The sequence below is a fragment of the Pseudomonas sp. LTR0 genome (assembly GCF_036630035.1).
Lineage (GTDB): Bacteria > Pseudomonadota > Gammaproteobacteria > Pseudomonadales > Pseudomonadaceae > Aquipseudomonas > Aquipseudomonas putida_Y.
Window position 1 is genome coordinate 1,807,867 of the sequence record NZ_CP123734.1, and the last position, 20,058, is coordinate 1,827,924.

Genomic DNA, 20,058 nt, shown 5'->3' on the forward strand with positions numbered 1-20,058 from the left:
GGCGAACGTTTCCTTTTTGGCAGGTGTGACGGGGTATTCAGGGTGCCGGGCAGCTACGGCCAAACGCCTCGATGAACGAGTCGATCAGGGGCTGCTCCAGCATCATGGTTTCGTGTGGGTAGGGTGAGTGCAGCGAAACGTCCAGCTCACCCCCTGCGCAGAACTGGCGGATGACCTGCTCGGCGGCGTGAATGTGTGCTGCGCTCTTATGCACCTGCGACCACCAGCAGCTGGGCTTGACCCTGAGCGGAGTGAGGGTGAAATCGGCGAAACTCGCTTCCAGCTGGTCGTGGATGTCGAACGCCTGGGCATTAATGATCTGGGCCTTGGCACTGGCCAGCACGCCCTGGACATCGGTGCCAGCGTCAGCCAGGTGCGCCGTGGCCCACTGGTAGAACGCCTTGATGTCCTGAGTAGGGTTGGCGTGCAGCTGCTCGGTGGCGGCCAGCCTGGCCTGCGGGAACAACAGCCCGAACAGCTCGACGGTGTCTTGCAGTTCGCGCTGGCCCGGTGCATCGCTGTGGCGGGCTGAGCGAGGGGTGTGATGGGGGAACGCGGCGCGGCTCAACTGCGCCTCGGGCAGGGTGCTATCGACCAGCCCCAGGAATGCGACCTCGCAGCCGGCCTGTTCCAGCTGCCGGGCGATGTCCCAGGCAATGCTGCCGCCCAGCGACCAGCCCATCAGGCGGTACGGCCCGGACGGTTGTGCCTGGCGGATCTGTGCGGTGTAGTCGGCGATCATTGCTTGCCAGCCCTGCTGTTCGGCCGGCGCCGGGCTGCCGCCCCGGTGCTGCACGCCGTAGACGCAGGCCTGCTGCTCCAGGCAGCGGGCCAGCGGCTGATAGCTGAAGACCATGCCGCCGCTGGGGTGGATACAGAACAATGCAGGCAGCGGTGTGGCCTGGCGGTTGAGGGGAACGATGCACGGGCTCGTACGTGCATGCTCACGGCCCAGATGTGCGGCCAGCAGGTCGATGCGGGGGTAGGCGAGCAGGTCCTGAATGCGCACTGCCAGGCCCAGTTCCTGCTTGATGCTGGCCAGAAGCTGGATAGCCAGCAACGAGTGGCCACCCAGTTCGAAGAAGTGATCGTCGCGGCTGATACGTTCGACGTTGAGCGCGGTTTGCCACAACGTGGCCAAGGCCTGTTCAAGCGTGCCTTGGGGAGCGTTGTAGGCTTGCTGCAACAGGCTGGCATCGGCCTTGGGCAGGGCCTTGCGGTCGAGCTTGCCGTTGGCTGTCAGCGGCCACCGGTCGAGCAGCAACAGGTGCGCCGGGACCATGTAGTCCGGCAGCGCCTCCTTCAGCTGTTCGCGCAACTGCGCGCGCAGCCCGGCCTGCTGCTCCAGCGCTACCTCGGCAGCGGGTATCAGGTAGGCCACCAGTTGCTGGCCGGTCGCGCCTTCCTGGGCCAGCACCAGGGCCTCGCGCACCTGCGGCTGCGCCTGCAGACGGGCTTCGATCTCGCCCAGCTCGATGCGGAAGCCGCGGATCTTCACCTGGTGGTCGATGCGTCCGGCGTATTCGATCACCCCGTCGGCGTGGTAGCGCGCCAGGTCACCGGTGCGGTACAGGCGCCCGCCAGGGGCACCGAACGGGTCCGGCACGAAGCGCGTGGCGCTCAGATCGCTGCGCTTGAGGTAGCCGCGTGCCAGGCCGGCGCGGCCCACGTACAGCTCGCCGATGCAGCCTTTGGCTACCGGGTTCAGGTCGCCGTCGAGCACATACCAGGACAGGTCGGGGATCGGCACGCCCATCGGGCTGCTGGCCGCCTTGCCCAGGTCGGCCAGCGACAGCGGCCGGTAGCTGACATGCACGGTGGTTTCGGTGATGCCGTACATGTTCACCAGCTGCGGCTGGCGGTCGCCGAAGTGTTCGAACCACGGTGCCAGGCTGTTGACGTCCAGCGCCTCGCCCCCGAACACCACGCTGCGCAGTGCCAGCGGCCGCTGCGGCTCGGCCGTGGTGGCCACCGCCATCAGTTGCTTGAACGCCGACGGGGTCTGGTTCAGCACCGTGACCTGTTCATCGGCCAGCAACTGGTAGAAGGCCTCGGGCGAGCGGCTGGTGTGCTGCGGCACGATCACCAGGCGCCCGCCATGCAGCAGGGCGCCGAAAATCTCCCACACTGAGAAGTCGAAGGCATAGGAGTGGAACAGGCTCCACACGTCGTCGCTGCCGAAGCGGAAGTCGGCGTCGGTGGCCGTGAACAGGCGCAGCACGTTGCGCTGCGGCAGCAGCACGCCCTTGGGCTTGCCGGTGGAGCCGGAGGTGTAGATCACGTAGGCGAGGTTGTCCGGGCTGACCGTGACCGGTGAGCAGGCCAGCGGGTCGGCCTGGCTGCAGTCATCGTTGCTTTCCAGGCTGAGCACGCGCACGCCTGCCGGCACTGGCAGGCTGGCCAGCACCTGGGGCTGGGCCAGCAGGCGCTGCAGGCCGCTGTCTTCGATCATGTAGGCCAAACGGTCGGCCGGGTAGGCCGGGTCCAGCGGCACGTAGGCACCGCCAGCCTTGAGGATGGCGAAGATGCCGACGACCATGTCCAGCGAGCGCTCGGCAGCCAGGCCGACCAGCACGTCGGGCCCGACCCCGTCGTCGACCAGGCGCCGGGCCAGGGCGTTGGCGCGCTGGTTGAGCTGGGCATAGCTCAGGGCCTGGCCCTCGCAGGTGACGGCGATGGCATCGGGGGTGCGCTGCACCTGGGCCTCGATCCGGCTGTGCAGGGCCTGGTCGGCCGGGTGCTCGGCGGGGGCCGGGTTCCACTGGGCGAAGGTGATCTGCTGTTCCTGTGCGCCCAGCATGTCGAGCTCGCCCAGCCGATGCTCGGGCCCCCGGGCCATGGCCAGCAGCAGGTTCTGCCAGTGCCGGGCCATGCGTTGCACGGTGCCGTGGCTGAACTGGCTGCAGTCGTATTCCAGGCTGAAGCCAAGGCCATCGGCTGCGTATTCAAGGTCGATGCCGACCAGGCATTTGGCCTGGGCGCTGGCGGTATCGAGGAAGTCCAGCTGCAGTGGGCCCAGGGCCATCGGGCCGCTGGCAGTCCCGGCCACGCGCCAGTTGAACAGGGCCTGGAACAACTGGGTGGGTAGCACCTGCCCGTTGTGCTGCAGCGTCTCCAGGTACAGCTCCATCGGGTAGTCGCTGTGGCTCAGGGCCGCAATAGACTGCTCGCGCAGGTTTTGCAACAGGGTCTGCACGGATTGCTGCGGGTCGAGTTCGGCGCGGTAGATCTGGGTGCTGACGAAAAAACCTACCAGCTGCTGGGTTTCGCTGCGGTTGCGCCCGGCGCTGGGCACGCCGAGGGTGAATTGCCGCTGGCCGCTGTAGCGGCCCAGCAGCACCTGCCAGGCGGCCAGGGCGATGACGAAGGGTTGCACGCCCTGCTGCCGGCTGAGCTGCAGCAGGGCCTGGAACACCTCGGCGTCCAGTTGCAGGCCATGGTAGCGGGCACTGGTGCCCTCAGGCGGCACGCCAGCGCAGCGCGGGTCGAGGTCACCCGGCAACATCAACGGCTGCAGTTCGTCACCCAGCCGGGTATGCCAGTAGCGGGCAGACGCTTGGCACGCATCACTTTGCAGGTAAGCCTGGCGTTGCCAGATGGCGTAATCGGCATACTGGATGGCGGGCCGTTGCAGCTTGCAGGCTCCCTGGGCGGCTGCCTGCGAATAGGCGCCCAGCAGGTCCTGCAGCAGGATTGGATTGGACCAGGCGTCTGAAACGATGTGGTGCATGTTCAGCAGCAACACATGCTCGTCACCTTGTACTTTCACCAGTCGGGCCCGGATCAGGGGCGCCTTGCCGAGGTCGAACGGTGCCAGCGCATCCGCTTCGATGAGCCGCTGCAATGCATGAGGGCGTTGCGTGGCGGGCATGGCGGTCAGGTCGTCGCAGGGCATTTCGAGGCGTGCGTCGGCTTCGACGAACTGCTGCGGTATGCCCTCGACCTCGGCGAACCTGCTGCGCAGGATGTCATGGCGGTCGACCACCGCCTGCAAGGCCATGGCCAAGTGCTGGCCATGCAGTTCACCCTTCAGCGACAGGGCCCGTGGCAGGTTGTACGCCGCGCTCTGCGGGTTGAACTGCTGCAGGTACCACAGGCGCTGCTGGGCGAATGAGAGGGGGGCTGGCCCGGCGCGCTCGCGTGGTGCTATCCGGTCGGGTTCGGACGGCTCATCCTGGAGGAGGGCGAGCAAGGCGTCGTCCAGCAAGTCTTCAGCGAGCGAGTCGGCATCCAGTGATTCGTGCATGGCGGTCCCTGTGGCAGTCGAGTCGAAGGACAGCAGCATGGGGGCCGGCCTCGCCGGGGAATGGCCGCTGTCCTCTGGAGAGGTGTATGGCCAGTAAACGAGCCGCCGCACGGCAAATTTACCGGCAGGCGCAGGGGCGGGGCGGGTGGGCAGGCCCCGGCCAGGGCGGCCGACGGCCTGGCTGGGGCGAGGGATGCAGCCGGTCAGGCCGGCTGGGCTGCGGTGCGGACCTTGCCGCTGTCCATGTGTACCAGCTGGTCGGCAATATCGAAGTAGCGGTCATCGTGGGAGATGACAATGATGGTCTTGCCCAGGCGCTTGAGGTCCGGCAGCAGCTCTGTGTAGAAGATGCGGCGGAAGGTTGGGTCCTGATCGGCTGCCCACTCGTCGAACACCAGCACCGGGCGCTGCTCCAGCCAGGCGCTGATCAGTGCCAGGCGCTTGCGTTGCCCGGTGGACAGGTCGGTGGTGGTGAAGGCGCCGTCGCGTACGCTGACCTTGTGCGCGATCTCCAGGCGTTGCAGGTATTGGGTAGCATCGTCGGGAATCTGCTGGTCGCCCTGGACCACGTCGTCGAACAGGTAGTAGTCGGCGAAAATGGTGGTGAACAGTTGTCGGTAGTCATCCCGGTCAAGCACCGAGACCGGCTGACCATCCAGCAGGATGTCACCACTGTGCGGCGCATACAGGCCAAGCAGCAGCTTGATCAGCGTGGTCTTGCCACAACCGTTCTCGCCGACGATGAACACGATGTCGCCCTGGTTGATCGTGAGGTTCACCGGGCCCAGGCGAAACGGCGTGCTGCCCTCGACTGCCGGAAATGCGTACTGCACATTGCGCAGCTCCAGGCTGTCGATGGCCTGGCGGGGAGCGCCTTTGCCGTCGAGCAGCAGGTCAGGTTCGGGCGAGGAAAACTGCTCTGACAGCTCGGCAATGCGCTGGAATGCCACCTGTGCCTTGCTGACCAGCGGCAGTACGCTGACCAGATGGTCCAGTGGGCCTTTCATGTACAGCAGCACCAGCACGAAGCCGGTCATTGCCGCCTGATCGACGCTTGTCCAGGTGCTCTGCAAGGCCAGTGCCAGGCCGATGACGATGAAGAACAGCGTCGAGCCGAACGTCTTGGCCAGGATGTAGGTGTTGACTGCCTTGATCTGGATGGCGCTGATCCGCTCGCTGATCCCCTGAATGTGTCGGGTGAACATGCGATACCGGCGCGGCCGGTGTATGCGCAGCTCCTTGGCGCCCTGGGCAATTGCGTTGTAATGCTTCTGCAGATCGTCCTCGGCCTCGCGGGCGGTGTTGAACCCCTTGATGCCGCGCGTGCGGGCGATGACCTGGGCGGTAATGCCGGCGCCCAATGCCAGCAGCATCAGCAGGAACAGCGGGCCGGACAACGTTGCCAGGTAGCCCATGCAGCCCAGCGTCACCGTCAGCGAAATGGTCAGGGGGGCGAAGGCGAACGAGAAATCGCTGATGGTATCGATATCGTGGGTCAGCACCGGGATCAGGCGGTGGCTGCGATAGCGCTCGATCTGCTCGATGGGCGCCGAAAGCACTTTTTCGCCCAACTCCTTGCGCAGTTTGGCGATGATCTTCTGGCCAACGAAATTGGTGCCCATGTCGGAGAAGATGCTGCTGAGCAAGGTCAGCACGCAGAGGCCGGCAAACAACCACAGCACGGCATGGGTCAGCCCTGCTTCGCTGTTGAGGGCGCGGTTGATGGTGGCCAGCAGCGTGGTGACGCTGAAGCCGCCGAGGATGCCCAACAGTATGGACACCAGCACGATGGGCCAGAACGGCTTGAGCAATTGGGCAAGCTCGCGGGGCGCGCTGAGCGGTTTGCGAATCATGGGGAAGTCTTCTCCAGGCGGATCAAAGGACGTGGTCATCAAAGAAGGCTTCACGCTCCAGACGCAGCAGAGCGGCTTTCTTGTGGGCCAGTTGAATGTCCTTCAGGTGGCCGAACCCCTGGGACTTGAGGAAGTCGATCTGGCGCGTATGGTCGATGCGCGGCTCGCCGAGAATCCGCTGGGTGCGTGGGTCATCGAGGAACATGTAATGCATCAGCGAGCGGAACCAGCCGCGCAGTTTGCCGATGCCCTGGTGCTTGGGCTCGCCGATCACCACATGCCAGCCACGGTCGTAATCGGCGACGTCGTAGTAGGGGGCGATGCGGTCTTCCTTGCACCAGTACACCTCGAAGTAGGCGAAGGGTTCGTCATCGAAGCAGCCGATCAGCGGGTGTACGCGCGGGTCGTCGAGCATTTCGCGAATGTATTGCGCATGTTCTTCCGGAGTGCCGGTCTGCTCCCAGAAGAACGCGACTTGCTCCAGGTTCATCCAGCGGTTGAAGGCTGCAAGGTCCTTCACCGGGTCGATGGTGCGCAGTGAAAAGGTGGCGTTCAGCTTCGGCAGATGGCGTCGATAGACTTCGCCCGCCGGTTTGGGCGGGCGTTGTGGGTGGCGTTTCTCGCCGCTGAAGCAATAACGCGGGGCAGTGTGCACGCTGGCCGGCTCACGCAGCCATGGCAGGGGTTGCTGCCAGAAGGTCTGGCGGGTGCAGCGCAGGGCAAGCCTGCCTTGGTCGTCGACCTGCCAATGATCGAAAATGCCTTCACGTACGGCACGCACGGCAAATTCCCGGTCGCCAGGGACCTGCACATGCACCTCGTCGCATTGTTTGCGGTGGCAGAAACGGGTCGCCAGTACCGCCAGCATCGCGCTGGCCGGAAATGCTGGCGGAAGTTGCTCGAAGACGATGCGGTTGTCGACCTCCCGGTAGGGGATGGCGGCGCTGCTGTCGAGGCGCAGGCTGCCGCTCTCTGGCGTTTCATCCTGGGCACTGGCTTTGCGGCCATCGGCCAGGATCAGGCTGAAAGAGGGTGCGTTCATAGGGCTTCCTGTGAGGGGGCGAGTGCGACTTGTCGGGTGCTGTCCATGGATAAAGACGAACTGCACCCGCCGATGTTTAAGCGTCGGGTGCGGCACCTGCTTCAGCGCCATCGACCTGCCAGCCGCCGCCAAGGGCCTTGTACAGGGCGATGCTGCCCATGACCCGTTTGAGGCGCAGTTGCACATCCTCGTCCTGAGCCTGGTACAGGGTGCGTTGTGTTTGCAGGACGGTCAGCAGGTCCTCGGCACCTGCCTGGTAGCGGCTTTCGGCGATGTTGAAGGCTTTGCGCGCCTGTTGCAGTTCGATGGCCTGCCAATGCAGTTGCCGGTCGATACCGTCCAGGGTATTGAGGGCCTTTTCCACATCGCTGAAACCAGCCAGGATGGCGCCGCGGTAGTTCTGCAGCAGTTCGTCCTGGGTTGCCACCGCCTTGTCGCGCTCAGCGCGCAGGCGGCCGTTGTCGAACACCGGCGTGATCAGGCCTGCGGCGAGGCTGGTGAAGGGGTTGCGCAAGACGTCCGGGAAGTGATCGGCGCCGCTGCCGACGATCAGCGTCAGGTTGAGTTTGGGCAGCATCGCCGCACGGGCAACGCGCACATTGGCCTGAGCCGCCGCCAGCTTGGCCTCGGCATTGGCGATGTCCGGCCGTCGGCTGATCAGTTCGCTGGGCAGGCCCGCATTGATCGAGGGCCACTTGAGCTGTTCAAAGCGCGTGTTGCCCAGTTGCAGGTTCTGCACCGGCTGCCCGACCAGGGTCGCCAGGGTAATCAGGGCCTCCCGGGCTTGTTGCTGGTAGAGAGGACGTTGCCGCTGCTGGGTGGCGACCAGGCTTTGTTGCTGGGCCAGTTCCAGTGCCGTCGCCGAGCCTGCATCGAAGCGGGTTTGTACCAGTTGCAGGACATGCTCCGCGTTGATCAGGTTGAGGTCAGCGATATGTCCTTGTTGCTGGAAGGCCAGCGCCTGCATGTAACTGTCGGCAACCTTGCCGAGCAAGGTCAGTTCAACAGTCGCGCGCTCGAACTCACTGGCTTGCAGGCCGTGCAGGGCGCTCTCGCGCGCTGCCGCGTTGCCGCCCCAGAAGTCCACCTCATAGCTGGCCTTCAGGGCCACATCCAGGTAATGAGTGGTGCGCTGGGTCGGGCTGGAATTCAGTTGGCTGTAGCCGTTGCCGTGCTGCAGGCGCTCGCGGTTGGCATTGGCGGCCCCGGTGACCTCGGGCAGCAAGGGGGCGCCGGCAATGACCGCATCGGCCTGTGCCTGGCGAACCCGGGCCATGGCCGCGCCGACTTCAAAACTGTCGGTGCGGGCTTGCTCCACCAGTTGGTTCAGTGCAGGGCTGCCGAACGACTGCCACCAGCCGGTCAAGTGGGGTGGTGGGGCCTCGGGCGTGGCCGCCTGCCAGCGGGCCGGGGCATGCACGCCGTGTTGTGGCGGCGTTGCCGGGGTGGCGCAGGCGCTCAGCAACAGGCAGGCGCCGAGCAGGGGCAAGGGTTTGATCAACGTTGGGGTACTCATACGCTGGTGAGGGCGGCCACCGGATCGAGCCGGGCGGCCTTGCGGGCGGGCATGAAGCCGAATGCGATACCGGTGACCACGGCGCAGGCGAAGGCACCGATGGCGGCGGGCAGCGAGAAGGCGACGGCGACCTGGGCCAGGCTCAGGGCGCCGCCGATCAGCAATGCCAGGGCGATGCCGCTGACGCCGCCGACCATGGTCAGCATCACGGCTTCGGTGAGGAACTGACGCAAGATGTCGCGCTGGCGCGCGCCGGTGGCCATGCGGATACCAATTTCCCGAGTGCGCTCGCGTACGGTCATCAGCATGATGTTCATCACCCCGATGCCGCCCACCAGCAGCGAAATGGCGGCAATGGCGCCCAGCATCAGCGACAGCGCGTTCTGCGTCCTGGCTTCGGCCTGGATCATGGCCGCATTGTTGGTCAGTTCGAAGTCGGGTACGCCGTTGTGCAGTTTCAGCAGCAACTGGTCGATGACCTGCTCGGTCTGCTTCACCTGGCGCGCATCTGCAGCGGCGATCACCACGTATTCCGGGGCCTGGTTGCCGAACAGGCGCACGCTGGCCGTGGTGTAGGGCACCATCACTCGGGCGTCGGCATCCTGGTCGCCAGAACTGGCGCCCTTGCCGGCCAGTACCCCGATGACCTGGAACGGTGCGTTCTCGATGAGTATGTACTGGCCCACCGGGTTGCGGTCGGCAAACAGTTTTTCCCGGGTCTTTTCGCCAATCACCGCCACTGCCGCGCCGGCGGCTTCGTCGGCCTCGGTGAAGAAACTGCCCTGGGCCACTGGCCAGTTGAATATCTGCGGGAAGTAGGTGTTGGAGCCTCCGACATAGAGCTTCAGGTCCTGGTTGCCATAGCGCACACCGGCTTTGCCGCCATTGACGGGCATGATCATGCGCACCTGGGGCAGGGTGGCGATGGCGCGGGTGTCGTCCAGGGTGATGATGCCTTCCGGCGCCCTGGGGGCGGGTGGCTTGCCATTGAGGTAGATGATGTTGGAGCCGAAAGCGCCCATCTGCGCCATGACCTGGCGCTTGCTGCCTTCACCCACGGCCAGCATGACCACCACCGACGCCACGCCGATGATGATGCCCAGCAACGTCAGTGCGGTGCGGAAGCGGTTGATCCACATCACCCTCCATGCCGCCTTGACGGCGTCCAGCAGTTCACCTTTCCAGGCGCCGTTGTGCTCGCTGCCGTCGTTCAGGCGCTGGCGCAGGTCGACGGCCTGCAGCACCTCGCTCTTGGGCGGCGAAGCGGGCAGTGGCTCAGGCTGGGCCTGGTCGCTGATGATCTGGCCATCGCGGATTTCGATGATGCGCTTGGCTCGTGCGGCGACTTCCCGGTCGTGGGTGATGAGGATCACCACATGGCCCTGGCTGGCCAGTTCGTCGAGCAGGGCCATGACTTCGGTACCGCTGCGGCTGTCGAGGGCGCCAGTGGGTTCGTCTGCCAGAATGATGTGGCCACCGTTCATCAGCGCGCGGGCTATAGATACGCGTTGCTGCTGGCCGCCGGACAACTGGTGCGGGCGATTACTGGTGCGTTCGGCCAGGCCCAGGCGGGTGAGCAGGGCATGGGCGCGCGCGTGGCGCTCGGCGGCGGGCATACCGGCATAGATTGCCGGCATTTCGACATTCTCCTGGGCGGTGCCGGAGGCAATCAGGTGATAGCCCTGGAACACGAAACCGAAGGCTTCACGCCGCAGCCAGGCGAGTGCGTCACTGTCCAGGCTGGCCACCTGTTCACCCGCGAACAGGTAGTCGCCACTGGAGGGGCGGTCCAGGCAGCCGAGGATGTTCATCAGCGTAGACTTGCCTGAGCCAGAGGTACCGACAATGGCGACGAATTCACCGGCGTGAATGCTCAGGTTGATGCCGCGCAACACCTCGATTCGCGGTGTATCGACGCCGCCATAGCATTTGCGGATATCGCGCAGCTCGATCAGTGGGACTGGCATTTACCCTCCCGCACTGAGCAAGGGGCTGATCAGCAGGTGGTCTCCTTCTTCCAGCCCTTCGAGAATCTGCACGCGCAGCCGGTCACTGATGCCGGTGCGTACTTCGCGATTCTCGATGGCGCCGTGTTTCGTCAGTACCTGTGCCAGCCTGCGATCGGGTTGCTTGCCTGGGTTCAGCGCAGAAATCGGGGCGGTCAGCACATTGTGCGCACGGTCAGCGACGAAGAATACCTGGGTGGTCATTTCCGCCATCAGGGCGCCGTCGGCGTTATCGACGTCCAGCAAGACCGTATACAACACCACGCGGCCATTGCTTTTGCTGGCCGGGCTGCCGCTGCCCTGGTTGGCGTGCTCCAGCGGCTTGGGCGGCACCGGCAGGATCTGCCGTACAGTGCTGTTCCAGCGCCGGGTGCCACCGCTGAGCGTGGTGAAATAGGCGTGCATGCCGGGTTTGACATGACCAATGTCCGCTTCCGACACTTCAGCCCAGACCGTCATCGGTGACAATTTGGCGATGCGCAGGATCAGCGGGGTCTGCTGCTGGGCGTTTAGCGTCTGCCCCTCGCGGGCATCCAGTGCGACCACGGTGCCACTCATGGGGGCATAGATGCGTGTGTAACCCAGTTCGGCCTGGTCGCTGCGCAGGCTGGCCTGGGCCTGGCGAATCTGCGCCTGGATCATGTCGATGCGCGCCTTGGTGGCCTTGAGTTCGGCGCGCGCCGTTTGCACATCCTCTTCGCGCGTGGCACCGCCCGCCGCCAGGCTCTGCTGGCGCCGGGCCTTCTGCCGGGCCAGCTCATGCTGGGCACGTTGCTCTTGCAGCTGTGCCTGCAGGTTCTCGATCGAGTAGCGCCCCGCGTCCAGCTTGGCCTGTTGCGTGGACGGGTCGATCTCGACCAGCAACTGGCCTTCTTGCACCGTGTCGCCGACCTCGACCTTGATGGCACGGATTTGCCCGGATGCCTGGGCGCCGACGTCTACATAGCGGCGTGGCTGCAAGGTGCCGATGGCGGTAACGCTGCTCTCGATATCACCCCGGCTGACAGTGACGGTATTCAGGCCGTTGTGGCTGGGCGGCATGATCTGCCAGGCACTCACGGCCAGCAGTGTTGCCAGACCAAATAAGGTGATCACGGCCCGACGGGCCAAGAGGGGACGTTTCATGCAGGGTTCCGGCCAAAGTAAATTCCTCCGAGACACTTCGCGGGGTTGTACTTTGAACGAGAAGCAGCCCGCAAAATTTACTGCGCGGCACGGGACGGGGGGTGATAGTTGCCGAAGGCGAGTGAACTATCGGCTTAAACGGTTAAGCTGCAACTTGCGAACACAAAAAAACCCGACAGTTGTCGGGTTTTTCTGTTCGCTCGAGTTACTGCTTGGCAGGTTCTGCCGGAGTAGCTGGAGCAGCATCTGGCGCCGGAGTAGTCGGAGCTGCTTCTGGTGCCGGAGTAGCCGGAGCGGCTTCTTCGGCAGCCTTTTGCTCGGCTTCGGCCTGATCTTTGGCAGCTTCAGCGTTTTCCTTGGCTGCTTCGTTCATCTTATCCTGAGCTTCACCCATTTTTTCCTGGGCTTGCTCGGCGTGTTGCTGTGCGTCTTGGGCTTTGTCTTCGCTCGCTTTATCGCAAGCAGCCAGGCCCATGGCAGCGGCCAGCATCAGAGCAAAAGCAAAAGGTTTACGCATGGGGATGTTTCTCCTTGGTGGAATAAGTGACTTGTTCCTTCGAGTGCCACTACGCGGAATAAGTTCAACAAAGAATACAGATATATAACGTCCGGTTCTATATAGACTTTTAAACGAATTCATGCCGCTGCCCTGCGGCCGGTGGAAACAGCCAATGAGCGATTCAACCTTGATGGCAATGGCCGAGCGCTTTCTCTCGGCGTTAAAACATTGTCAGTTGTTGCAGATGCGCGTGGCGCAGGCCGATGGCGACGGCATGACCCTGGTCCTGCCATGGTCGCCGGCCATTGTCGGCAACCCGCAAACCGGTGCCGTGCACGGCGGTGCACTGACCACGCTGATGGACACCACCTGTGGGATGGCCACGTTGTGTGTGCTGTCGCGCTTCGAAGTGTGCCCGACGTTGGACCTGCGCATCGACTACATGCACCCGGCTGAGGCCGGCAAGGACATTTACGGCCACGCCCAGTGCTACCGTGTAACCCGCGACGTGATCTTCACCCGTGGCACCGCCTACCAGGACGACCCCGACCAGCCCATTTGCCAAGTGGTCGGCACGTTCATGCGCCTGGGCCAGGACATCAAGGGCGGCATCCGTTTCGGCGACAGCCTGAAGGAGGGCGACGCATGATTCCGCACGCGGTGCGTCAGCAGCTCAACGCCGCCCATGCGGTAGGCGACTATCGACCATTGCTGGCGCTGATTCCCTATGCCGGGCTGATCGGCATCGAATGCGAGCGTCAGGGCGATGACGTGTTGTTCCGCTTGCCGGCCAGCCCGGACAATATCGGCAACCCGCTGCTACCGGCCATCCATGGCGGCGTGATCGCCGGCTTCATGGAACTGTCGGCAGCGTTGTACCTGCTGATCTACAGCGAGAGCGCAAGCATTCCGAAGATCATCGACTTTTCCATCGACTACCTGCGCGCCGGGCATTTTCGCGATACCTACGCCCAGTGCCAGTTGTGGCGCCAGGGCCGGCGGGTGACCAACGTGGCCATCACCGCCTGGCAGGGCGACAGACAGTCGCCGATTGCCACGGCCCGTGCGCATTTCAAGATCGAACCGGAAAAGCCCTTGAAATCATCCGGGCAGCCCCCATCTGCATGACATCCGCCGTTAACGCTGGCCGAACCGGCCGCCAGGCGCCACCGCCATCAGATCGGAGTTTCGAAGACCATGACTGTGGAAACACAAAAGGAAACGTTGGGCTTCCAGACCGAGGTGAAGCAACTGCTGCACCTCATGATTCACTCGCTGTACTCGAACAAGGAAATCTTCCTGCGGGAGCTGATTTCCAACGCTTCCGACGCCGCCGACAAGCTGCGTTTCGAAGCCCTGGCCAAGCCAGAGCTGTTCGAGGGCGATACTGACCTGAAGATTCGCCTGAGCTTCGACAAGGACGCCGGCACCGTGACCCTCGAGGACAACGGCATCGGCATGAGCCGCGAAGACGTCATTGCCCACCTGGGCACCATCGCCAAGTCCGGCACTGCCGACTTCATGAAGAACCTCACCGGTGACCAGAAGAAAGACTCGCACCTGATCGGTCAGTTCGGCGTGGGCTTCTACTCTGCGTTCATCGTTGCCGACAAGGTTGACGTGTACAGCCGCCGTGCTGGTCAGCCAGCGGCCGAAGGTGTGCACTGGTCGTCGAAAGGCGAGGGCGAATTCGAAGTCGCCACCATCGACAAACCACAGCGCGGTACCCGTATCGTCCTGCACCTGAAGAAGGACGAGCAGGAGTTCGCCGATGGCTGGCGCCTGCGCAACGTGGTCAAGAAGTACTCCGACCACATCGCCCTGCCGATTCAACTGCCGAAAGAGCAGGCCGCCGCCGCCGAAGGTGAAGAACAGCCGGCCGAAGAGTGGGAAACCGTCAACCGCGCCAGCGCCCTGTGGACCCGTTCGCGCACCGAGGTGAAGGACGAGGAGTACCAGGAGTTCTACAAGCACATTGGCCATGACTTCGAAAACCCGCTGGCCTGGAGCCACAACAAGGTCGAAGGCAAGCTCGAATACAACTCGCTGCTGTACGTGCCGGCCCGTGCGCCGTTCGACCTGTACCAGCGCGAAGCACCGCGCGGCCTGAAGCTGTACGTGCAGCGTGTGTTCATCATGGACCAGGCCGAGTCGTTCCTGCCGTTGTACCTGCGCTTCATCAAGGGTGTGGTCGATTCCAACGACCTGTCGCTGAACGTGTCGCGTGAAATCCTGCAGAAAGACCCGATCATCGATTCGATGAAGACCGCGCTGACCAAGCGCGTGCTGGACATGCTGGAGAAGCTGGCGAAGAACGAACCCGAGCAGTACAAGGGCTTCTGGAAAAACTTCGGTCAGGTGCTGAAAGAGGGCCCGGCCGAAGACTTCGCCAACAAGGAGAAAATCGCCGGCCTGCTGCGCTTTGCGTCCACCCAGGACGACAGCGGCGAGCAGAGCGTCGCCCTGGCCGACTACCTGGCCCGCGCCAAGGAAGGTCAGGACAAGATCTATTACCTCACCGGCGAGTCGTACGCGCAGGTCAAGAACAGCCCGCACCTGGAAGTCTTCCGCAAGAAAGGCATCGAAGTGCTGCTGCTGACTGACCGCATTGACGAGTGGCTGATGAGCTACCTCAATGAGTTCGACGGCAAAGCCTTTGTCGATATCGCCCGTGGCGACCTGGACCTGGGCAAGCTGGACTCGGAAGAAGACAAGAAAGCCCAGGAAGAAGTCGCCAAGGACAAGGAAGGTTTGGTCGAGCGACTGAAAGGAGCGCTGGGTGACAGCGTGGCCGAAGTGCGCGTATCGCACCGCCTGACCGACTCGCCGGCAATTCTGGCCATCGGTGAGCAGGACCTGGGTCTGCAGATGCGCCAGATTCTGGAAGCCAGCGGGCAGAAAGTGCCGGAGTCCAAGCCGATCTTCGAGTTCAACCCGACTCACCCGCTGATCGAGAAGCTGGACCACGAGCAGAGCGAAGACCGTTTCGCCGAGCTTTCGCACATCCTGTTCGATCAGGCGGCACTGGCGGCCGGTGACAGCCTGAAGGACCCGGCGGCGTACGTTCGTCGCCTGAACAAGCTACTGGTCGAGCTGTCTGCTTGAGTTGATGCATAGGAAAGCCCGCTTCGGCGGGCTTTTTTCATGGCAGCCTTTTTGTGAGAAGTGCCAAAGGAGTGCTAGATGAGCAAAGTTATCGTCGAATCGCTGGTTTATCACCTGTCTGGCAAGGCCTACGAAAGCCGTTTGGTCTATGAGCCAGGGGTGCTGGGCCGTCCGGGCCTGGTGATGGCGCCGAACTGGATGGGCATTGGCGAAGGTGCCGAGCGGATCGCCAAGGAAGTGGCCGAGAAGGGCTACGTGGTGCTGATTGCCGACCTCTACGGGCAATCGGTGCGCCCGTCCAATGCCGATGAGGCAGGCGTGGCGATGATGCCGCTGAAGAATGACCGTGGCGAACTGCGCAAGCGCATGCAGGAAGCCTTGGCGCAATTGCTGGGGCAGTCGAAGGCGCTGCTGGAGCCTGGCAAGGTGGCCACCTTCGGCTTCTGCTTCGGTGGCTGCTGCGCCCTGGAACTGGCCCGTAGCGGCGTCGATCTGCGCGCGGCAGTGTCGTTCCACGGGACCTTGGACACGCCGAACCCTGAAGATGCCAAGCACATCAAGGGCTCGGTGCTGGTGTTGCACGGTGCCTCCGACCCATTGGTGCCTAAAGAGCAACTGCCCGCATTCGAAGACGAGATGAACGCAGCCAAGGTGGACTGGCAGTTGCTCAGTTACGGCGGCGCGGTGCACTCGTTCACCGACCCGAGTGCCAATGTACCGGGCAAGATGCAGTATGACCGGCGGACCTCGGAGCGGGCGTTCCGCTCAATGCATAACCTGCTGACTGAAGTGTTCCAGCGCTGACAGTGCACGGGGCCGCAAAGCGGCCCCAATCACCGAGGCAACTCGATCCTCGAAGTTTCCCCTGGCACCGCAGGCCAATCCCCGGCAGCCCACCTGGCCCTTGCCTGCTCGATCAGTTCCGGGTCGCTGGCCACGAAATTCCAGTTCATCCGCCGCGGCCCATCCAGCGGTGCGCCACCTATCAGCACCAGCTGACACTCACCTTCAGCATACAACGTCACCGCTTCGCCCTCCGCAAGCACCACCAGGCTGCACGGCGCCACGTCCTCGTCATTCATCATCAGCTCACCGTCGAGCAGGTACAGCGCACGCTGCGCAGGCTCTTCTGGCACCAGCAGGGTAGTCGCCGGCTGCATCCGGACATGGGCATACAGGGTGGGGGACAGCACCGGTACCGGGGACGTCAGGCAAAACCCGCTGCCGGCAATCATGCAGATACGCACCCCCAGGCTGTCGCTGACCGGCAGGCTCGCCGCAGGGTGATGGCTGTAGCTCGCCGGCCCTTGTTCATGCTCACGCGGCGACGCCAGCCATACCTGCAGGCCGTGCAGACGTGAGCCATGGGCCAGGGCGTCCGCTGGCGTGCGCTCGACGTGGGCCACGCCGCTGCCAGCCGTCATCCAGCTGACATCGCCGGGCAGCACGTGTTGGTCCGAACCCAGGCTGTCCTTGTGCTGGATTGCCCCTTCGAACAGGTAGGTCAGGGTGGACAGGCCGATATGCGGGTGCTGGCGGATGTCCATGCCATGCCCCGGGGCGTAGTCGGTTTCGAGCATGTGGTCGAAAAACACGAACGGGCCAACGCTGCGGCACTGGGCCGATGGCAGCGGGCGCAGGATCGGTTGGCCCTCGACCGATTCGGCACGGGGGTGAATGACCAGGGGGCTGCTCATGGGACGGCTCCAGGCGAGGTGACAGTGCTTCAAGCATAACGGTTTGCCTGCCGTGGCTGAACCGTCGCGTTGGCCGGCCGGTCTATTGTTTTCATACTCGGAGAAGGAACCTGCCCATGATTGCCAGAGCGCTGGCCTGCGTAATGTTGTCTGCCTGTCTAAGCCAGGCGGCCCAGGCACGCGACTACCGCTACAGCGATGCCCATTTGCATTACGTGGACTTTTTCCAGGAAAGCGAAGGCATGCCGGCCCTGCTTGAGGCCATGGATGCTGCGGGTATCGAGCAGTCGATGATTTCCGGAATACCAGTGGCCAAGAAATGGCACGAAGACGAACCCAAACGCCCGCGCTACTACGCCGGTGATGACGCTGATGCCTACTGGTACAGCGCCACCGACACCTACGTGGCTGCGGCTCTGCAGCAGCTGCCGATCGAGCAGCGCAAACGTTTTCACCCGTTTTTGAGCGGTTTCAACCCGGTGGACAAGAACGCTGTCAGTCATATCGAGCGCATGCTCGATATGTACCCAGGGCTGTGGCAGGGCATCGGCGAGGTGTTCACCCGCCATGATGACCTGACAGCGCTGACCAGTGGCGACACGCCACGTGCCAACAATGAAGCCATGACGCGTATCTACCACCTGGCGGCCGAGCGCGACCTGCCCGTGCTCCTGCATTCCAACCTTACTTCCAAGCGCGAGCGCAACCCGCTGTACCTGGCGGAGATCGAAGAGCCGCTGCGCAATCACCCGCATACACGATTCATCTGGGCGCACGCGGGCAGCAGCATGGAGATACACCGCCACCAGACGCAGATGGACTTTCTGCTGCCAGTGCTGACGCGATTGCTGGAGGACTATCCGAACCTGTATGTCGATTTGTCGTGGAGTGTGCTGCAGCCTTATCTGCTGAACGAGAAGGGCAAGCCGCGCGAGGAATGGCTGGCATTGGTCGAGCGCTTCCCGGAGCGGTTCATGCTGGGTTCGGATGTGGTAGGGCGGTTTGGCAGCCTGGGGCAGCAGATGCACGGGTTCAAACCGTTTCTGGATGCCTTGCCGGAGGCGGTAGCGCACAAGGTGGCCCGTGAGAACTTTCTGGCGGTGCTGCCCAAGGCGCGCCATTAGCCTGTGACGGCCTCTTCGCGGGCAACACAAACAAAAACGCCCCGAACCAGTCGGGGCGTTTTCATTTACAGCAGCAGCGTCTTACTTGCCTTCCCAGCGCTTGAGCACCAGGGTGGCGTTGGTGCCGCCAAAGCCGAAGCTGTTGCTCATGACCGTGTCGATCTTGGCGTTTTCTTCGGTTTTACGCAGGATTGGCAAGTCGGCGACTTCCGGATCCAGCTCGTCGATGTTGGCAGAGCCGGCGATGAAGTTGTTTTCCATCATCAGCAGGCAGTAGATCGCCTCGTGCACGCCGGCAGCGCCCAGCGAGTGACCCGACAGGCTCTTGGTAGAGCTGATCTTCGGAGCCTTGTCGCCGAACACGGCACGCACGCCCTTGATCTCGGCCACGTCACCGACCGGGGTCGAGGTACCGTGGGTGTTCAGGTAGTCGATCGGGGTGTCGACGGTGGACAGCGCCTGCTGCATGCAGCGGATGGCGCCTTCGCCGCTAGGAGCAACCATGTCATAGCCGTCGGAAGTTGCACCGTAGCCAACGATTTCGGCGTAGATCTTGGCGCCGCGGGCCAGGGCGTGTTCCAGTTCCTCGACCACGACCATGCCGCCACCGCCAGCGATGACGAAGCCATCGCGGTCAGCGTCGTAGGCGCGCGAGGCCAGTTCCGGGGTTTCGTTGCGCTTGGTCGACAGGGCGCCCATGGCATCGAACAGGAACGACTGGCTCCAGTGCTCTTCTTCACCACCGCCGGCGAAGACGATGTCCTGCTTGCCCCACTGGATCTGCTCCAGTGCGGTACCGATGCAGTGAGCCGAGGTGGCGCAGGCCGACGAGATCGAGTAGTTGATGCCCTTGATCTTGAACGGGGTGGCCAGGCATGCCGACACGGTGCTGCCCATGGTACGGGTTACCCGGTATGGGCCGACGCGCTTGACGCCCTTCTCACGCAGGGTGTCCAGCGCTTCCATCTGGTTCAGGGTCGAGGCGCCGCCGGAGCCGGCCACCAGGCCGGTACGCGGGTTGGAAACCTGCTCTTCGGTCAGGCCGGAGTCCTTGATCGCGTCCTGCATGGCCAGGTAGGCGTAGGCAGCCGCGTGGCCGACGAAGCGGTAAACCTTGCGGTCGATCAGTTCTTCGAGGTTGAGGTCGATGGACCCGGAAACCTGGCTACGCAGCCCCATTTCCTTGTATTCCGGGTTGAAACGGATACCCGGACGGCTGTTGCGCAGGTTTTCGGTGACGGTAGCTTTGTCATTGCCCAGGCACGATACGATGCCCAGACCAGTGATAACGACGCGGCGCATGCGAATAACCCTTAGAAATTGTCAGTGGAGGTGAACACGCCGACCCGCAGGCCTTCGGCAGTGTAGATCTCGCGGCCGTCGACGCTGACCGAGCCATCGGCGATGGCCATGTTCAGCTTGCCTTTCAGGACGCGCTTGATGTGAATGTTGTACGTGACTTTCTTGGCTTCAGGCAGTACCTGGCCAAAGAATTTCACCTCGCCCGAACCCAGGGCGCGGCCACGGCCCGGCAGGCCCTGCCAGCCGAGGAAGAAGCCAACCAGCTGCCACATGGCGTCGAGGCCCAGGCAGCCCGGCATTACCGGATCGCCTTCGAAATGGCAGGCGAAGAACCACAGGTCCGGGTTGATATCCAGCTCGGCGACCAACTCACCTTTGCCGTACTTGCCGCCTTCTTCGCTGATATGGGTGATGCGATCGACCATCAGCATGTTCGGCGCGGGCAGTTGCGCATTACCTGGGCCGAACAGCTCACCGCGACTGCAGCGCAGCAGGTCTTCCCGAGTAAAGGCGTGTTGTTTGGTCATGCGAGCTCCTCAATAA

The 20,058-nt window shown here is 63.4% G+C and carries 15 protein-coding genes; 5 read left to right on the forward strand and 10 right to left on the reverse strand.

Annotation, left to right across the window (positions count from 1 at the left end; translation table 11 throughout):
• Positions 1 to 37: 37 nt before the first annotated feature.
• From QCL51_RS08280 to QCL51_RS08310, 7 genes are all read right to left on the reverse strand, one after another.
• Positions 38 to 4,285, reverse strand: coding sequence for an amino acid adenylation domain-containing protein (locus tag QCL51_RS08280; protein ID WP_338444739.1), 4,248 nt, complete (start codon positions 4,283 to 4,285; stop codon positions 38 to 40).
• Between the two features lie 164 nt (positions 4,286 to 4,449).
• The gene (locus QCL51_RS08285; RefSeq protein ID WP_028698285.1) at positions 4,450 to 6,099 is read right to left on the reverse strand and encodes a cyclic peptide export ABC transporter; all 1,650 of its coding nucleotides are present in this window, start codon (positions 6,097 to 6,099) and stop codon (positions 4,450 to 4,452) included.
• A gap of 22 nt (positions 6,100 to 6,121) precedes the next feature.
• Positions 6,122 to 7,141 (reverse strand): GNAT family N-acetyltransferase, encoded by a 1,020-nt coding sequence (locus tag QCL51_RS08290; RefSeq protein WP_021785468.1) that lies wholly within the window; start codon positions 7,139 to 7,141, stop codon positions 6,122 to 6,124.
• Between the two features lie 76 nt (positions 7,142 to 7,217).
• Entirely contained in the window at positions 7,218 to 8,657 is a 1,440-nt protein-coding gene (locus QCL51_RS08295) for an efflux transporter outer membrane subunit (RefSeq protein WP_338444740.1), read from the reverse strand.
• Positions 8,654 to 10,624 (reverse strand): MacB family efflux pump subunit, encoded by a 1,971-nt coding sequence (locus tag QCL51_RS08300; RefSeq protein WP_021785470.1) that lies wholly within the window; start codon positions 10,622 to 10,624, stop codon positions 8,654 to 8,656. The genes QCL51_RS08295 and QCL51_RS08300 overlap by 4 nt, the downstream gene beginning before the upstream one ends.
• Entirely contained in the window at positions 10,625 to 11,788 is a 1,164-nt protein-coding gene (locus QCL51_RS08305) for an efflux RND transporter periplasmic adaptor subunit (RefSeq protein ID WP_338444741.1), read from the reverse strand.
• Between the two features lie 205 nt (positions 11,789 to 11,993).
• The gene (locus tag QCL51_RS08310) at positions 11,994 to 12,305 is read right to left on the reverse strand and encodes a hypothetical protein (protein ID WP_338444742.1); all 312 of its coding nucleotides are present in this window, start codon (positions 12,303 to 12,305) and stop codon (positions 11,994 to 11,996) included.
• 154 nt (positions 12,306 to 12,459) lie between these two features.
• Between QCL51_RS08310 and QCL51_RS08315 the strand changes: the two genes are divergently transcribed.
• From QCL51_RS08315 to QCL51_RS08330, 4 genes are all read left to right on the forward strand, one after another.
• Positions 12,460 to 12,936, forward strand: a complete 477-nt coding sequence (locus QCL51_RS08315; RefSeq protein WP_338444743.1) for a PaaI family thioesterase — start codon at positions 12,460 to 12,462, stop codon at positions 12,934 to 12,936.
• Positions 12,933 to 13,415, forward strand: a complete 483-nt coding sequence (locus QCL51_RS08320) for a PaaI family thioesterase (RefSeq protein WP_003251519.1) — start codon at positions 12,933 to 12,935, stop codon at positions 13,413 to 13,415. Before QCL51_RS08315 ends, QCL51_RS08320 begins: the two co-directional genes overlap by 4 nt.
• Positions 13,416 to 13,484: 69 nt before the next feature.
• Complete coding sequence (gene htpG, locus QCL51_RS08325; RefSeq protein WP_021785474.1) at positions 13,485 to 15,392, forward strand: molecular chaperone HtpG; 1,908 nt, start codon at positions 13,485 to 13,487, stop codon at positions 15,390 to 15,392.
• A gap of 78 nt (positions 15,393 to 15,470) precedes the next feature.
• Positions 15,471 to 16,196: a dienelactone hydrolase family protein gene (locus QCL51_RS08330; RefSeq protein WP_021785475.1), complete on the forward strand. Its 726-nt coding sequence runs from the start codon at positions 15,471 to 15,473 to the stop codon at positions 16,194 to 16,196.
• Between the two features lie 29 nt (positions 16,197 to 16,225).
• Here QCL51_RS08330 and QCL51_RS08335 read toward each other — a convergent pair whose 3' ends face one another.
• Positions 16,226 to 17,089: a pirin family protein gene (locus QCL51_RS08335; RefSeq protein WP_021785476.1), complete on the reverse strand. Its 864-nt coding sequence runs from the start codon at positions 17,087 to 17,089 to the stop codon at positions 16,226 to 16,228.
• Positions 17,090 to 17,205: 116 nt separating this feature from the next.
• Between QCL51_RS08335 and QCL51_RS08340 the strand changes: the two genes are divergently transcribed.
• Positions 17,206 to 18,213: an amidohydrolase family protein gene (locus QCL51_RS08340; RefSeq protein WP_338444744.1), complete on the forward strand. Its 1,008-nt coding sequence runs from the start codon at positions 17,206 to 17,208 to the stop codon at positions 18,211 to 18,213.
• 81 nt (positions 18,214 to 18,294) lie between these two features.
• Here the strand turns inward: QCL51_RS08340 and fabB are convergent, their stop codons facing one another.
• Positions 18,295 to 19,515: a beta-ketoacyl-ACP synthase I gene (gene fabB / locus QCL51_RS08345; RefSeq protein ID WP_021785478.1), complete on the reverse strand. Its 1,221-nt coding sequence runs from the start codon at positions 19,513 to 19,515 to the stop codon at positions 18,295 to 18,297.
• Between the two features lie 11 nt (positions 19,516 to 19,526).
• The gene (fabA, locus tag QCL51_RS08350; RefSeq protein ID WP_003251509.1) at positions 19,527 to 20,042 is read right to left on the reverse strand and encodes a 3-hydroxyacyl-[acyl-carrier-protein] dehydratase FabA; all 516 of its coding nucleotides are present in this window, start codon (positions 20,040 to 20,042) and stop codon (positions 19,527 to 19,529) included.
• Between the last annotated feature and the right edge of the window lie 16 nt (positions 20,043 to 20,058).

Bases quoted from the DNA above. Each gene is read 5' to 3' on its own strand.
- QCL51_RS08295 (WP_338444740.1), bottom strand. From the start codon at position 8,657: ATGAGTACCCCAACGTTGATCAAACCCTTGCCCCTGCTCGGCGCCTGC.
- QCL51_RS08320 (WP_003251519.1), top strand. From the start codon at position 12,933: ATGATTCCGCACGCGGTGCGTCAGCAGCTCAACGCCGCCCATGCGGTA.
- fabA (WP_003251509.1), bottom strand. From the start codon at position 20,042: ATGACCAAACAACACGCCTTTACTCGGGAAGACCTGCTGCGCTGCAGT.
- QCL51_RS08305 (WP_338444741.1), bottom strand. From the start codon at position 11,788: ATGAAACGTCCCCTCTTGGCCCGTCGGGCCGTGATCACCTTATTTGGT.
- QCL51_RS08330 (WP_021785475.1), top strand. From the start codon at position 15,471: ATGAGCAAAGTTATCGTCGAATCGCTGGTTTATCACCTGTCTGGCAAG.
- htpG (WP_021785474.1), top strand. From the start codon at position 13,485: ATGACTGTGGAAACACAAAAGGAAACGTTGGGCTTCCAGACCGAGGTG.
- QCL51_RS08280 (WP_338444739.1), bottom strand. From the start codon at position 4,285: ATGCTGCTGTCCTTCGACTCGACTGCCACAGGGACCGCCATGCACGAA.
- fabB (WP_021785478.1), bottom strand. From the start codon at position 19,515: ATGCGCCGCGTCGTTATCACTGGTCTGGGCATCGTATCGTGCCTGGGC.
- QCL51_RS08285 (WP_028698285.1), bottom strand. From the start codon at position 6,099: ATGATTCGCAAACCGCTCAGCGCGCCCCGCGAGCTTGCCCAATTGCTC.
- QCL51_RS08340 (WP_338444744.1), top strand. From the start codon at position 17,206: ATGATTGCCAGAGCGCTGGCCTGCGTAATGTTGTCTGCCTGTCTAAGC.
- QCL51_RS08290 (WP_021785468.1), bottom strand. From the start codon at position 7,141: ATGAACGCACCCTCTTTCAGCCTGATCCTGGCCGATGGCCGCAAAGCC.
- QCL51_RS08310 (WP_338444742.1), bottom strand. From the start codon at position 12,305: ATGCGTAAACCTTTTGCTTTTGCTCTGATGCTGGCCGCTGCCATGGGC.
- QCL51_RS08315 (WP_338444743.1), top strand. From the start codon at position 12,460: ATGAGCGATTCAACCTTGATGGCAATGGCCGAGCGCTTTCTCTCGGCG.
- QCL51_RS08335 (WP_021785476.1), bottom strand. From the start codon at position 17,089: ATGAGCAGCCCCCTGGTCATTCACCCCCGTGCCGAATCGGTCGAGGGC.
- QCL51_RS08300 (WP_021785470.1), bottom strand. From the start codon at position 10,624: ATGCCAGTCCCACTGATCGAGCTGCGCGATATCCGCAAATGCTATGGC.